Below are 14,240 nucleotides of genomic sequence, written 5' to 3'. Positions count from 1 at the left end.
GTGTTTGCCTCCGGCTTCCTTCAGATTCCACCTCACGGTGGACACCCTTGCCTTTAGCTAACAGTTCCTACTGCCAAGTCTGTAGTGGACTTTCACCACCAAGTTATCGCCCATGCCGGGCGCACATAAAAAATCGCCCCTAATCAGCTCTCTGATTAGGGACGACAATATCGTGTTACCACCCAAATTTACACTTATCTCACAATAAGTGCCTTAATACGTCTATATAAACGTTAGCAAGGTATCGGTTGCTACCGTTAGAAAAGCTTTCACTTAGCTAATACTCAGAGTTCATCTTCACAAATTTTTTTGTGCCCTTTCACACTAGCCGGGCTCTCTTAAACAAAGTCAATTTGCTACTCTTCTCTTCGTCGATTTTTATCTTTAAACTCTCATCATTAATTAATATTTTAACGAAGTCTTTAATTAAAGTCAACTCGATCCAAGATTAAAGAATATTCGCTAGCATATCTTTTAACATATATTTAAATTTATGGCTGTCAATATTTTCAATGACACGGATGTTTGGGGCTTGTTGTAATTCATTTTCACGGTCTACTAAGTTAAAACCGCGGGTTAAATTCCCAGCTGTTTCGATATCAACATAATAGTCTGTTGCATCGAGTACGAGTGAGTCATCTGCTGCAACGGCGGCCAGTAACGAGTCTGTACATGTAATCCCGTCCACACTACGTTTCGCAAATTCAAAGGCTTTAACAAATAGATTCACATCTAGAAAAAATTTTGAACCTTTGGTATTTAATGCTTCTAACACTTCAATGTCTTCATCATAAATAACACCAAAATCTAGACTTGCGTCCCAAGTTACCATTGTTTTTGGAACTCCTGAATGAAGTACAATTCGCGCCGCTTCTGGATCAACATAGAAATTATATTCTGCTACTGCTGCGACATTTCCTAAGGCATTATTAATTCCACCCATTATCCAGATGTGTTTAATGTCAGGTAGGATACTTGGATCACGCTTAATAGCCATTGCCAAATTCGTTAAGGGTGCTAAGGCGATAATTTCAATTTCACCCGGATTCTCTTTAATAGTTCGGATGATAAAGTCAACTGCATGTTCACTTTCTGCACTTTGCTTTGGTTTCGGAAAGTGAGCATCTCCCATTCCATTACCACCTTGAATTTCCTCGACGGTTAAGTGGGCTTTTGTTGATAGGGAAGTCATGGGACTTTGATGTCCTTTAAACACGGGGACTTTTTCTTTAGGACCGTATGTTTCAACGGTGACTAAGGCATTTTCAACTTGTTGATTGAACTCAACATTTCCTGCTGCGATTGTAATCCCTTCGACTTTAAAATGATTTAAAGCCATCAAAATCGCTGTTGTATCATCCCCAGCTGTATCTGAATCAATAATGACGCGTCTCATAATTATGTCTCCTATCTATAATATATCTTCTTTTAAAATGGCGTACTGGGCCGTATCAATAATTCCTGTATTATTTAAACTGCCTTGACGATGGATTCCCTCGAATTGTAAACCAACCTTCTGCATGACTTTTCCTGAAGCTGGATTGGCCACGTCGTGCCTAGCAATGACACGGTTAAAGTCTGCTTCTTTTAATAAATATTTCGTTACAGCCTTCATCGCTTCACTCATGTAACCTTGTCCCCAATACTTTGGACTTAAGACGTAACCAATCTCGCATGCATCAATTTTGTCAAAATCATGTGGAATGCTAGCAGTAATATCTCCCAGCGCTTCACTCGGGTTTCTCTTTAAAGTAATTGCCCACTTATATTGAGATAAGTCACCATATCCTTCAACCCATGTGTCAAGAATCGCTTCAGTAACTGAAACATCCTGGTGGCTCGGCCAAGTTAAGTATTTAGTTGCTAGATCATCACTTGCATAGTTTGTATAAACAGCTTGAGCATCTGCTTCAACAAAACGTCTTAACAAAAGGCGGTCTGTTTCAATTTCTTTTGTACCAATATGTTTCATCGTCTCATCTCCTAAAAGCTTATCATAAATGCTTCTTACAGGAAGCGCAAACAAATACGAATGATAATTTTCTTTGCTTATTCATTGTTCGTGAATTTAAAGCCATATACCTGTTCTTCGAGTATTTGATTTTCAATTTTAATTGTTTCTATTCCAATAAATTCTCCACCCAAATTCTTATAAAAGCGAATAGATCGAGCATTACCACTAAATACAATGACTATCATTGATCTAATTCCAATGGTTTTAAATTTTTTCACTAGTGTATCAACTAAAAGACGGCCTCCTCCTAATCCTTGGGCTGACCTACTCAAATAAATCGAATAAAGTTCACCTTTATAAGCTGGGTAACTGTCTTTTCTTTGTAAACCTCCACTAATATAACCTACGACTTCTTTGTTCTTCTATAAAACATAAGTCAAAGCATCTCTCTCAAGTATACTTTTCCAACGATCGACACTATTATTCAGACTCATATTATTTAAGACTTCGTCCGATACGACGCCTTGATAAGTTGACTGCCAACTACTCACTTGAATCTTACCAATAGTCATTGCATCATCTATTCGTGCTTTTCTAACAGTTAATCCCATAATTCTCACCCCATTAGCTTACTTCTTTACATATTAATTAATTCAATTAATCTATCATAACGTTTTCATATGAAAAACAGTTTCCGTATCGTCGTAATTCCTACAATGATACGGAAAGCCTTTACCGGGTTGTCGTAGAAATTACGACGACCTGAAAGCCCAAAACACCTAAGATTTACTTAAAAAACGCACCTCACACATTTACTATGAGGCACGCTTCGTCTTTATATTTTAATTCATATATTGTTGGATTCTCTTAGGTATCATGACAACTTCTGTTGTTAAATCTACCGGTTCATATGCTTGATCGATACACTCTTGCCAATACTCTAAATGCTTTTTATCTATATAGTGGTTCGATTCTTCAACTTCAATGCCACCTTCACCTTGGATTGAATACCAATAAAGATACTCGTGCCCATCTAGTTGTTCTCGTAAAATTGATTCAATATACATTTTCTCACCTTCTAAAGTAACAAGAACATCGTCCATATGATGATTAAGAAAAGCCAGCCATTCATCAACTTGCTTGCTTTTACCAGGCTTCACTCGAAAGCGTGTTAATTCGACGTTTAAATGATTCATTTTAAATTCTCCTTTTTTTTATCAAGTCTATTCTAACAATTTAGAAAGCACATTCATAATAAAAACTTAAATTGTCATTTTAATGCGTGTATGCTAGGATTTAATGTATTAATTTAAACATATGGAGGCATCTTATAGCTATGCATAAAAATATTGATATAACATCGTTTTATCAAAAAGCTAACTCTGAATCTTTGATTATTTTAGATGTTCGGGATACAGATGAATATGAGATGGGACATGTACCTAATGCCATCAACATACCATTAGATTCTCTGCCTAAACATACACTAGCCTTAAACGAAGATGAGACTTACTACATCATTTGTAAAACAGGCAAGCGTGCAGAGAAAGCATGTCACTTCCTAAGCGAACACGGCTTCAAAGCAATCTGTGTGGAAGATGGGACTCAAAATTGGCCAGGTCAACTTGAGCATTCCAATGATTTTACTGTCTTATTGTAAAATGACTGATATATAACCAAACACCCTACTCAAATCAGTAGGGTGTTCTTTGCGTTCAGTCATGATGGGAAAGAATATTGATGTAACAACAAATAACCAACTAGCCGGATCATCTCGCCTTTTTTCAGTCATCTTTTACTCCCAAACTTTTGTCTATTATCATACTCATTTAAGTGATATGACGTCTTGATTTTTTTATTCATAACTGTGAAGAAGCACAAACGTTCCACCTTTGAATACGTTTTAATGTCTGTGATTTATATAAATTTTATGATGTTTGTATTATATTCGTTTGGTAAATACTTTATAAGGAGTTTTATCATTGAATTATTTCAAAGAAAATTTCGAAAAAATGAAAGCTATCTCAGACGACATCTTTACTCATCCAGAATTAGGCTATAAAGAATTCCGGACTATGAAAACGGTGGAAGACTTTCTTACTGAGACAAATCCAGACCAAGTGATTGAGTATTTTTCAACGACAGGTATGCGCGTTGATTTAAATCACCAACAGGATATAACAGTGGCATTCATTGCAGAATTGGATGCGGTTCGTGTTCCGAGTCACTTCCAAGCTGATTCGCAGTCAGGAGCGGCGCATGCATGTGGTCACTTTACTCAAGTGACAACTGCTTTATCACTCTATGGTTACTTAACAGAAGGTGAACGTTACAAAGATTTTGACTTTAATATTGCCTTTGTCTTCGTTCCAGCGGAAGAATTTATTGATTTAGAATACCGCCAACAATTAATCGACGAAGGGACGATCACTTATTTAGGTGGAAAACCTGAAGCAATGAAGTTGGGCGTCTTTGATGATGTTGACTTTGCAATGTGTGTGCACACTGTTGGTGGCGAAGAAGAGAAAACAGTTGAAATCAATTGTGATTTAGCTGGATTCTTATATAAACATTATAATTTCAAAGGTAAAGCAACACATGCTGGTTGGGACCCGTTCAGTGGAATCAATGCTTACAGCATGTCGACCTTATTCAATACTGGTTTAGGCTTAATGCGCCAACAATTACGCGAGGATCTATACGTACCTATTAACCCGGTCATTGATCATGGATGCTTCTCAACGAATGTCATTCCGAATCAAGTACAAGTTGGAACGGATTTACGCACAATCTCAGTTGATTATATGAAAACCGTAGCAGAACGCATGGATAAAGTGGCTAAAGGGAGCGCTTATTCATTGGAAGGTGATGTTGAGATACAAACTCAGATGGGTTACTTGCCATTTGTACAAGATCGTTATTTATCAACCTTCGTTGAGGAAGCGTTCAAAGAACAAGATACGATTACAAAATGGATTGACGACCGCGGTGCCGTTGCTGCTGCTGGAGATATTGGCGATTTATCATTTATGATGCCTAGTATTCAAATTAGTTATGGCGGTTTCGCTGGTGTCATTCATGGTGATGATCTACGCATGGTTGATGACGAATTTGTTCTTCAAGAATTTCCAGAATTTTTAATTAGTGTCTTAAATAAAATGAACGGCCGTATCGATAAAAACCAACTATACAGCCGTTCTTATAAAGAATATGAAAGCTATATCCAAGCTATTACTCAAGGAGAATCGAATGAAAAATAAGAAACATCTACTTTACTTAATTTGCTTTGCTTTTGTTGTTATTTTCTTAGCTGAAATAATTGGTTTCCAAAGTATTAGCTTTGGTTCATTTTCTGTATCCATTTTACCACTTGTTTTTGCGGTCTTTTTCGGGATGATTTTTGCTGTTCCAGCTTTTCGAAAAGGGATTTTCAAAAAAGTATATAGTGATGAAAATGTGCAATTCGCATCAAAAAACCTTTTATTCATTATGTTGCCATTAATAGCTTATTACGGCGCAAGTGTAGCCCCTCAAATTACTGAAATTCTTTCTGTTGGTTGGGTGTTCCTATTCCAAGAAATCGGAAACTTAGGTACGATTTTATTCGCTCTACCTATTGCATTAATGTTAGGACTTAAACGTACAGCAATCGGTGCTACGCTTGGGTTAAGCCGTGAAGGGGAATTAGCTTATATTACTGAAAAATACACGCTCGAGTCAGCCGAAGGCCGTGGAGTTCTTTCAATGTACTTAATCGGAACATTATTCGGTTCTATTTTCTTCAGTTTATTTGCACCATTGTTACTAAACTTTGGTTTTGATGTTCGTGCGTTAGGAATGGCTGCAGGAATGGGTTCTGCTTCAATGATGACAGCGGCTGCTTCAGCTGTTGCCGCACTTCGTCCAGAAAGTGAAGAAATCATCTTAGCTTATGCCTCTGCTAGTCAATTGTTAACCAGTTTCTTAGGAACATACACAATGGTCTTCTTAGCCATCCCACTACAACGCTTTATGTATAACACTTTAACTAGAGGAGATAACTACGATCATGGAAAATAATAAAAGTTTAAATAAATATGTTCACTTTGGACTCGTTATTGTCTTAAGTTTAGTATTTATCTTATTTACACAACAAGTAAAATTATGGAAAAATCCTGACTCAACACCTATTCAAGCACTCACTTTTGTCGGCCTTGGCTTCTTATGGCTGTTCAGTATGTTAGGTATTTGGATCTCTGATCTAACGAAAAAAATCAAAGTTCAGTTCATTCAAGACTTCCCGATCTTAGGTTGGGTATCGATTGTTTCAATTGTCTTTTGTTTAATGAGTAACTTTATTGTTGAAGCGATACTGGCAGTTGATTTCTTATCGATCACAACACCGGTATTGGCTTTTGCGGGTATCTCGGTCGCAAATCAATTAGTTGATTTAACTAAGACATCTTGGAAAATATTAATCGTAGCGATTTTTGTCTTCTCAGGTGCTTACTTATTAACAACAATCGTGGCACAATTTGGGTTATCGATTGCAGGATAATTCTTGATATATAAATAGCCGTGAAGCTTGTTTCTCCTAGAAGAGTGGGCTTTGCGGCTATTTTTGCACCGAGGGTTGACAAGCATACTTGGCAGGTGTTCTATATAGTCATGCCAAGTATACTTGTCAACTTATCTTAGAGGAGTGTTAATATGAACAAAGAAGAAATATTAACAAAAAGTCGCAAAGAAAATGAATTATCGGATGAGCGAGGCCAACGACTTAAATTACAAGGAGCTGACTTTTCAATCGGTGTATTAATTTTCTCTTGGATTGTTATCTCACACTTTACACCGCTTGATCTAGAAGGCAGATTAGCCATTGCTTTACTTTCACAGTTTACATGCTTATCTAACTTCGCCTATCAATTAATTAGAAATAAGACTAAAACCACTATCTTTTTCACCCTTACCTTTAGCTGTACCAGCCTCTTATTTCTATATCAATTTCTAAGCCATCTGAATATTATAAGTTTCTAGTCCAATAAAGTGGTGACCATCTATGGATGATGAATTAATATTAAAAAATAACTTAAAGAAAGCCCGCACAGAAAAGGGTTACTCCCAAGCCGCCTTGGCCAAAGAAATCGGAGTATCACGCAATACCATCAGCTCTATTGAAACCGGCCAATTCAACCCCACAGCCAAACTGGCCCTGATCTTATGCATCGCCCTTGACCAAAAATTCGAGGACTTGTTTTATTTTGATGTGTGATTGCGCCTACTCTGAATAATGAGTCGCGGTTATGCAGACTAGCGGGGTTTACTCTGCAATATGAGAAGCGGTATCGAAGAAAGATCTCGCTACCCCCACAAGAAAAAGCCTGCAGCCAAGTTGATTCCATAAATCAACTTGACTGCAGGCTTTTATCTAATTATAACTATTCTCCTATAAAAATCACTTGGCCATTTTCAAAACGCTCAATCATCGCTTGGCTGTAGACATCGTAGCCTTGGTCGCGGTATTTTTGTCCGCCACCTTGGAAGATTTTCTCAATTGCGATACCAACGCCTTCTACGGTTGCACCGGCTTGTTGGCATAGGTCGAACATGCCTTTTAAGGCTTCACCTTTAGCTAAAAAGTCGTCGATAATAAGGACGTGGTCATCTTCTGTTAGGAAGCTTTTAGCGACATTGATATTGTAACGCTTGTTTTTTGTATATGAGATAACCTCACTAGTGTAAACATCTTTACCTAGCGTTAAAGATTCAATCTTTTTAGCGAATAAGACTGGCACTTTGAAGTATTGGGCTGCACCGAAAGCGACCGCAATCCCTGATACTTCAAGGGTTAGAATTTTATTGATGGGTTTATCTTTAAAGTGTTGGTAGAAGTCTTCACCCATCGCCATCATTAAGTCTGTGTCAATCATATGGTTCAAAAATGAGTCCACTTTTAATATGTCATCTCCGAGTACACGACCGACGTTGAGGATTTTATCTTCTAATAACTTCATATTACTCACCTTTCGATTCTTTTAAGACAATATTCAAGATTAAAGCAGCTAAAGTACCTGTTGAGATACCTGATGATAAGATCATCTGAACAGCTTGTGGTAAGCCATTTAGGATGTCTGGGCGTACAGTTACACCAATTCCTAAGGCGAAGGCCACTGAGATAATTAATAATTCACGGTCCCCTAAGTGAACTTGAGATAACGTCTTGATACCTTGAGCGGCAACCAGTCCGAACATAATCACACCTACACCACCTAGAACAGGTTGAGGCATGACAGCTATCAATGCACTTAATTTAGGGAAAATACCTAAGATTGTCAAGAAAATACCCGCCAAGATCATCACGCGACGGCTAGCAACCTTAGTCAAAGTAATTAATCCAACGTTCTGAGAGAAAGCCGTGTTAGGTCCAGCTCCAAATAGTCCTGAGATCATTGATCCCACGCCATCACATAGTACGCCACCTTGAAGACCTTCGCTAGAAATCTTCTCACCTGAAGCTTCCCCGATTGCAATCATAATTCCGAAAGTACCAATCGTTGATACAAGATAGGCTGGAACGAAAGCAAGCGCTGATGCTAAGTCAAAATGCACACCATAACGTAAAATACTTGGAAGAGCAATCCAATCAGCTGCATACACTTCAGTTAAGTCAACCATGCCTAATGGAATACAGATAATGTAACCCACAATCATTCCAATAAATACTGAAGCCGTGCTCCAGATGCCTTTACCAAAATGGTTCAAGAATAAAGTGAATACCATTACAGCAAAAGCTACGGTCAAGTTACGCAGTGACCCATAATCCGATGCACCAACACCTCCAGCTGCCCAATCCATACTCACTGGAAGTAAGGTAATACCAATCAGAGCAACAACCGTCCCGGTAATTAATGGTGGGAAGAAGCGAGTTAACGGCTTAATAAAACGACTTAAAATAATTTCAACAAATGATCCCGCAATCGTTGCACCAACAATCCCAGCAATCCCAAACTGCGACCCCACGCTAATCGCTGGATTCACAAAGGTAAAGTCCGTTCCCATCATCCCTGACACACGTGCCCCAATCGGTCCAAGCCCTTTAGACTGAAGAATCGTCGTTAGACCTGACACAAAGATTGTCGCACTCACCATAAATGACGTCTCTTCAACTGAGAAACCTAAGGCAGCACTAACGACTAATGGGACCGCAATAATCCCTGCAAAAGCCGCTAAAATATGTTGCCAAGCTAAGACAACGGCAACTGATGTGGGTGGTACGTCTTCAATTTTATATTTTACTAATTGTTCCTTTGTATTTTCCATGATACACCTCGCTTGTAATGATTAATTGAATTTAACACAATCTGCCCCGAACGTTAATCAAAGGTCGAATAATTCATAACAAAAACTTTTGAATGTTCGACTTTAGTGACACTGACAAAACTCTATACAAAAAAAGTTCAATATTGAAGAGACAGTCAACCTACCACCCACAACATTGAACTTGTAAGACTTACTTAATATAGATAGGATTCCCAACAACAACTGGCGTTGCCTTGATTCCACGAAAGTCCGCGCGAATATCAAAGCGCACGTAACCCTTGGCTAAATCTTGCGTCAAAGGAATCTCAATCTCCCAAGGTGAATCTAATAATTTTAGAGGCTCACTTTGGTATATCACTTCTTCATTATTCCATATCGTCATATAGGCATTCTCAACCGCAAACTGCGTCAAATCATGCAATTCAGTGGGTTCAACCCTTACTTGAATCTGACCTTCACTATAGTCTTCCGACTCCACCCGGTCACCGATGTGATAACTCCGAGTAACGTCTTTTGCTTGTAATTGAAACTCCACGACAGCTCCTAATGTCACATAAAATTGACCTTGACCCAGGGATGCTTTGAAATTCTCAGCCGTTAGCTCAGACTCAGGTATATCAAGATAAGTCACGCCCATATTAGCATCTAACGTGTCAGGCCGATGCCAATCGCGACCAGCAGAGCAAGAAATCTCATAACCTTTCTTCAATTTATCTACCCAAAAATCATAAGCTAAGATCGATTCTGATTTATCCTGCGGCTGGTTACTATTCCAAATCTCGATATAATTAACCAAATTATAGTCTTTCACTTGATAATCCCAATGGCACCCCGTACAAATAGGACTACCCATATCGAAAGGATGGGCAATCCCCACTAGCCCGTTAGCCGCTTGGACTTCTGCCATGTATTTATCAATGGTATTCGGGGTTGCTTCACGCCAGTCAACGTCGTAATCCGCATCATGAACTAACATATGGCCAAAGTAAGTTGTCCATTCAATCCCGTGTAATGTAACTAGTTCTCCATCCTTAACAGCCGGCACTATAGGCATCTCTGAGTAACCTGCTGATGTGTTATGATCAGTTAGAATAAGTCCTTTATACCCAAAAGATACGGCAGATTCAACTAAGTCCTTTACCGTAAATTGGCCATCACTATGAATGGTATGTGAGTGAACTTCGACTGGAAATTGGTATGCTGTCATTTTATCGCCTCAATTCGGATATTTGCCTCAACTTCTTTACTCGCAATACAATGACAATTTAACTGTAATTCCCAATCAGCAGGTTCAGCTTCTACAGGCCAAAATCCAAAACTGGCTGTTTCATTATTAATTGTAATTTCTTGATCATTGCTTTTATTGTGATGTGCTCCTAAGTACTTGCCATTCTTTGATAATGATAACGTGATTAATTTATCAATCGGTAAATGATCATATGCTAAGCGCTTTGCACTCGCAAAATCAGCTTGGTCGTATTTTCTTAAGGCATCTTCAACTTGCCTTCTGGCAACATCGTCCTTGCTTTTATCCGGATTGTAACTGAAATGAATGATTAATTCTGAATATTTATTTTTAATTTCAAAAGGGATTTTTATATTTGTTTGTGTATCATACTCACCTAATCTTAAATCTAATTCAAAAATGCTCATAGTGTCCTCCTTAGAATGAAGTAATAACAAAAGAAACTGCAACCTTAGTTCCAGCTCCTTTCTCGATACTCTGTTGAATTAGCTTACTTCTCTTTTATATGCTGTAGAGCAACTCAAAAATGTATTGTGCAAAGCATCTTCGATCGACTTAGCTATAAAATGAGATTACCATACGCTTGTAAATTTAATATCAAATTTAAGTAAAGTTAGTGTAAACTCCATGACGCCTAATATTAATTTTATGTAAATAAAACTAGATTGCCCACCTAATATTCGGTTGATTGTATCCATAATAAGCGCTTTTATATAAAACTCTGTTTCACCTTTTTTAAAAAACTATTGAAATATCTTCTTAATCCCATTACACTAGATTTTTATAAAACTATAACAATAGAAGTAGGTATATTATGAAACAACCAAAGTTAACACTTTCATTTAGGGAAACACTTGTTGTTGCTTCCTTATTATTTGGACTTTTCTTTGGGGCAGGAAATGTAATCTTTCCGGTTTCCCTTGGTCAAGCGGCAGGCGGATCAGTCTGGCCTGCAATCCTAGGCTTTAACATAACAGCTGTAGGTCTTCCTTTATTAGCAGTGATTTCTATGGGACTATCTCAAAGTGAGTCCGTGATTGATATGTCACAAAAGATATCTAAAGGGTACAGTTATTTCTTTACTGTTGCTTTATATTTGACCATCGGCCCATTTTTCGCGACACCACGTTTAGCTACTGTGTCTTATGAAGTCGGACTGTCTACTTTAATTCCTCAAGAATTTAATACACTATCTTTATTTATATATTCATTGATTTTTTATTCAATTGTTTTATATTTCTCATTACGTCCTAGTGGGATTTTAGATTGGATTGGACGATACTTGAATCCACTTTTCTTAGTTTTACTAACAATTATTCTCATTAGAGCCTTTACTTCCGGTGATCCTTTAATTGGAGGTGCGGCCTCTGTCGAAACATATCAAACTGTTCCTTTTTCAACGGGACTGCTTGAAGGTTACAATACGATGGATGGTTTAGCTGGTTTAGCTTTTGGAATTATAATTATTAAATCCATTCGTCAAATTGGAGTTACGGAACCGACCCGTTTAGCTTCTGAGACTGTTAAAAGTGGGATTTTTAGTTTAGCGGTCATGGCTTTAATTTATCTTTGCCTAGCGCTCTTAGGGACTCAAAGTCTTAATTTTGCGGAAGTTGCCCCTAATGGTGGAGTGGCGATGTCGATAATTACTCAACATTACTTTGGTCTGTTTGGACAAATTCTACTTGCAGGTGTGATGGCTGTGGCGTGTTTGAAGACGGCGATTGGACTGGTTGTTGCTTTAGCGGAAACCTTTGCGGACTTGTTCCCGAGCTTTGTTACTCAACGGGTTTGGACAATCATTGCGACACTGATGGCCTTTTTAGTGGCAAATATTGGCTTAGATTTAATCATCTCGTATTCAACACCTGTCTTGATGTTGCTTTACCCATTAGCCATTACTTTAATCCTTTTACATCTACTCGAGCCCGTAATTAAAAGCCAGACAATCTACCGTAGTGTCACATTCTTTACATTACTTGCGGCGCTGTTTGATATGGTGGCTGCCTTACCACAGCCTTTATATCAATGGTTCCAAGCAGATATGTTTGTCAATTTTGCAAACTCATTCTTGCCTTTCTTTAGTATTGGCTTTGGTTGGGTCGTCCCTGCTTTAGTTGGCTTTATTGTCGGTTTAATCCTTACGAAGATGCAACCACAACCAAATTAGTTCATACACAAAGAAACCCCGTCTATACCGTCATTTTAGCGGTATAAACGGGGTTAAATTTTTGTCTATAGATAACTATTGTTCGGTCGGTTCTGAAATTGAACCTGTCATAACGACTGCTTGCATTGGATCAATGTGTTTCACTTGATAAACTACATTGTCTTCTTGCCAAACAACCGTATTATCTTCGTACGTCTCGCCTTCTGCTGGGCTTAATCTCACTTGCCCTACGCTCGAAGGTTCAGGTAAGTAGACTTCTTCAAGATATTTAACAACCGATTCTGCTAAAGGTACTGGATTTTCTTCGTTCATATTATTCGCTTGAATTAACAGACTCCAATTGCCTTCTTTCCAGTTTAAATACGTTGAACCGGCTGCACCTTGCAAGTAGCCCGTAATATCATAACCTAAATCAACTTCGTCCCCTTGTAAATCTAAGACTTGATTGACTGCTTCAATGGCTGCTTCTTCTGTTCGATAGGTCGTTTTAGTTAAAGATGCTATTGGTGTTAAACGATTGACTGCAGAGTCATTCACTTCGAAGGGTGTGTCTTCTGCATAATAAAAAATATTGAAGTTATCTTGATCATCTACACCTGTCGTGGCAGCAGTAACATATTCAGGTAAATCAGCCGTCAACACGTAAGTTGGCAACGTATCTTCAGGATACATCTCAGCTAAGGTTGACACAACTGATTGCGCATGTTCTTTTGGCGTTTCTGACTCAGCCGTAACTATTTGTTCCGTTATACCAAATTCCGTATTAGGCATAATCATGTGTGGGAGTGTCAATGCTGTTACTAATACAACAGATTTAATTAATCGTTTCATCAGCTTTCGCCTCCTATAAATTCATTTTACTCCTTCTATAAACAAAGTACTATTGATAACCACTCGTACCTATCTAGTTTCTATACTAATTCATGATTGTATTTGCTATAGTTACAAAGATTTTTAGCAAATAAATTACTTGTATTAGTGTTAATGATGAAATATGTCATGGTTTTCCTTTAGATTACATTCTTCAAAATGGGGATGTCGTCAAAATCGACTTCTGTGTTGATCTAAATGGAGCAATTTCAGATAGTTGTTGGAAACAGACTGAGAGATATTAGTCATGCGATTCAAACACATGCAGTGTCACATGGTTATGGTGCGGCCAGAGATTTTTTGGCTCATCGTATTAGACCTTCGATTCACGAAGAACCAAACTTTCCGCATTATGAATTACCAGGACGTGGCTTATGCCTCGAAGAAGGTATCACCATTACTATTGAACCTATGATTACAACTGGTACATGGCAAGTTAAGATGGACTCTAACGGTTGGACTGCACGTACCCGAGATGGGAGCTACTGTGCTCAATATGAGCATTCTATTGCGATTACAAAAGATGGTCCTGTCATTATGACACTCCAAACAAATTAAAAAAGCATTGAATTTGGGTTCATGAATTTTTGATGTTGGTGGACCGAGGAGCCAGGTGACGCAGTCACCTTGGCTCTTTTTTTATTCCTATGTTTAAGTGTCTCTCTATGCAACGATAGTTTGTGTTGTGTTCTCATCTTTAA

General features: G+C 38.2%; 16 protein-coding genes, 2 pseudogenes and 1 other annotated feature. Of the genes and pseudogenes, 8 read left to right on the top strand and 10 right to left on the bottom strand.

What is annotated here, in order from left to right:
• Positions 1-154: 154 nt before the first annotated feature.
• Positions 155-381, bottom strand: a binding site (T-box leader).
• A gap of 67 nt (positions 382-448) precedes the next feature.
• From FEZ33_RS10940 to FEZ33_RS10920, 5 genes and pseudogenes are all read right to left on the bottom strand, one after another.
• Positions 449-1,396, bottom strand: a complete 948-nt coding sequence (locus tag FEZ33_RS10940; protein ID WP_138405417.1) for a nucleoside hydrolase — start codon at positions 1,394-1,396, stop codon at positions 449-451.
• Positions 1,397-1,411: 15 nt separating this feature from the next.
• Complete coding sequence (locus FEZ33_RS10935; protein ID WP_138405416.1) at positions 1,412-1,972, bottom strand: GNAT family N-acetyltransferase; 561 nt, start codon at positions 1,970-1,972, stop codon at positions 1,412-1,414.
• Positions 1,973-2,049: 77 nt separating this feature from the next.
• Positions 2,050-2,361 (bottom strand): annotated as a pseudogene (locus FEZ33_RS10930) (GNAT family N-acetyltransferase); the annotation flags it as partial.
• A gap of 15 nt (positions 2,362-2,376) precedes the next feature.
• Positions 2,377-2,565, bottom strand: coding sequence for a hypothetical protein (locus FEZ33_RS10925; RefSeq protein ID WP_138405414.1), 189 nt, complete (start codon positions 2,563-2,565; stop codon positions 2,377-2,379).
• A gap of 231 nt (positions 2,566-2,796) precedes the next feature.
• Positions 2,797-3,150: a DUF6176 family protein gene (locus FEZ33_RS10920; protein ID WP_138405413.1), complete on the bottom strand. Its 354-nt coding sequence runs from the start codon at positions 3,148-3,150 to the stop codon at positions 2,797-2,799.
• Positions 3,151-3,290: 140 nt separating this feature from the next.
• Between FEZ33_RS10920 and FEZ33_RS10915 the strand changes: the two genes are divergently transcribed.
• The 6 genes from FEZ33_RS10915 (at position 3,291) to FEZ33_RS10890 (ending at position 7,205) form a co-directional block, all read left to right on the top strand.
• A complete protein-coding gene (locus tag FEZ33_RS10915; protein WP_138405412.1) occupies positions 3,291-3,614 on the top strand; it encodes a rhodanese-like domain-containing protein in 324 nt (107 codons plus the stop codon).
• Between the two features lie 322 nt (positions 3,615-3,936).
• The gene (locus tag FEZ33_RS10910; protein WP_212746704.1) at positions 3,937-5,214 is read left to right on the top strand and encodes a M20/M25/M40 family metallo-hydrolase; all 1,278 of its coding nucleotides are present in this window, start codon (positions 3,937-3,939) and stop codon (positions 5,212-5,214) included.
• Complete coding sequence (locus tag FEZ33_RS10905; RefSeq protein ID WP_138405411.1) at positions 5,204-6,013, top strand: DUF3100 domain-containing protein; 810 nt, start codon at positions 5,204-5,206, stop codon at positions 6,011-6,013. Before FEZ33_RS10910 ends, FEZ33_RS10905 begins: the two co-directional genes overlap by 11 nt.
• On the top strand, positions 6,003-6,491 hold the full coding sequence (locus tag FEZ33_RS10900) for a hypothetical protein (protein WP_138405410.1): 489 nt from the start codon (positions 6,003-6,005) through the stop codon (positions 6,489-6,491). The genes FEZ33_RS10905 and FEZ33_RS10900 overlap by 11 nt, the downstream gene beginning before the upstream one ends.
• Before the next feature lie 152 nt (positions 6,492-6,643).
• Positions 6,644-6,970, top strand: coding sequence for a DUF6442 family protein (locus FEZ33_RS10895; protein ID WP_138405409.1), 327 nt, complete (start codon positions 6,644-6,646; stop codon positions 6,968-6,970).
• 22 nt (positions 6,971-6,992) lie between these two features.
• The gene (locus tag FEZ33_RS10890) at positions 6,993-7,205 is read left to right on the top strand and encodes a helix-turn-helix transcriptional regulator (protein WP_138405408.1); all 213 of its coding nucleotides are present in this window, start codon (positions 6,993-6,995) and stop codon (positions 7,203-7,205) included.
• Positions 7,206-7,371: 166 nt separating this feature from the next.
• On the opposite strand, the gene FEZ33_RS10885 is transcribed toward FEZ33_RS10890, so the two are convergent.
• From FEZ33_RS10885 to FEZ33_RS10870, 4 genes are all read right to left on the bottom strand, one after another.
• A complete protein-coding gene (locus FEZ33_RS10885; protein WP_138405407.1) occupies positions 7,372-7,947 on the bottom strand; it encodes a xanthine phosphoribosyltransferase in 576 nt (191 codons plus the stop codon).
• 1 nt (position 7,948) lies between these two features.
• Positions 7,949-9,253: a nucleobase:cation symporter-2 family protein gene (locus FEZ33_RS10880; RefSeq protein ID WP_138405406.1), complete on the bottom strand. Its 1,305-nt coding sequence runs from the start codon at positions 9,251-9,253 to the stop codon at positions 7,949-7,951.
• 190 nt (positions 9,254-9,443) lie between these two features.
• Complete coding sequence (locus FEZ33_RS10875) at positions 9,444-10,460, bottom strand: CehA/McbA family metallohydrolase (RefSeq protein ID WP_138405405.1); 1,017 nt, start codon at positions 10,458-10,460, stop codon at positions 9,444-9,446.
• On the bottom strand, positions 10,457-10,906 hold the full coding sequence (locus tag FEZ33_RS10870; protein ID WP_138405404.1) for a hypothetical protein: 450 nt from the start codon (positions 10,904-10,906) through the stop codon (positions 10,457-10,459). Before FEZ33_RS10870 ends, FEZ33_RS10875 begins: the two co-directional genes overlap by 4 nt.
• 407 nt (positions 10,907-11,313) lie before the next feature.
• Between FEZ33_RS10870 and brnQ the strand changes: the two genes are divergently transcribed.
• Positions 11,314-12,669: a branched-chain amino acid transport system II carrier protein gene (brnQ, locus tag FEZ33_RS10865; RefSeq protein ID WP_138405403.1), complete on the top strand. Its 1,356-nt coding sequence runs from the start codon at positions 11,314-11,316 to the stop codon at positions 12,667-12,669.
• A 75-nt stretch (positions 12,670-12,744) separates the two neighbouring features.
• Here the strand turns inward: brnQ and FEZ33_RS10860 are convergent, their stop codons facing one another.
• Positions 12,745-13,500 (bottom strand): hypothetical protein, encoded by a 756-nt coding sequence (locus FEZ33_RS10860; protein ID WP_138405402.1) that lies wholly within the window; start codon positions 13,498-13,500, stop codon positions 12,745-12,747.
• Between the two features lie 137 nt (positions 13,501-13,637).
• Here FEZ33_RS10860 and FEZ33_RS10855 point away from each other — a divergent pair.
• A pseudogene (locus FEZ33_RS10855) lies at positions 13,638-14,097 on the top strand (M24 family metallopeptidase); the annotation flags it as partial.
• Between the last annotated feature and the right edge of the window lie 143 nt (positions 14,098-14,240).

It is taken from the genome of Ruoffia tabacinasalis, from assembly GCF_005864045.1.
Classification (GTDB): Bacteria; Bacillota; Bacilli; order Lactobacillales; family Aerococcaceae; genus Ruoffia; species Ruoffia tabacinasalis.
Note: the sequence above shows the minus strand (reverse complement) of the source record. Positions and strands in the feature narration are given on the sequence as shown.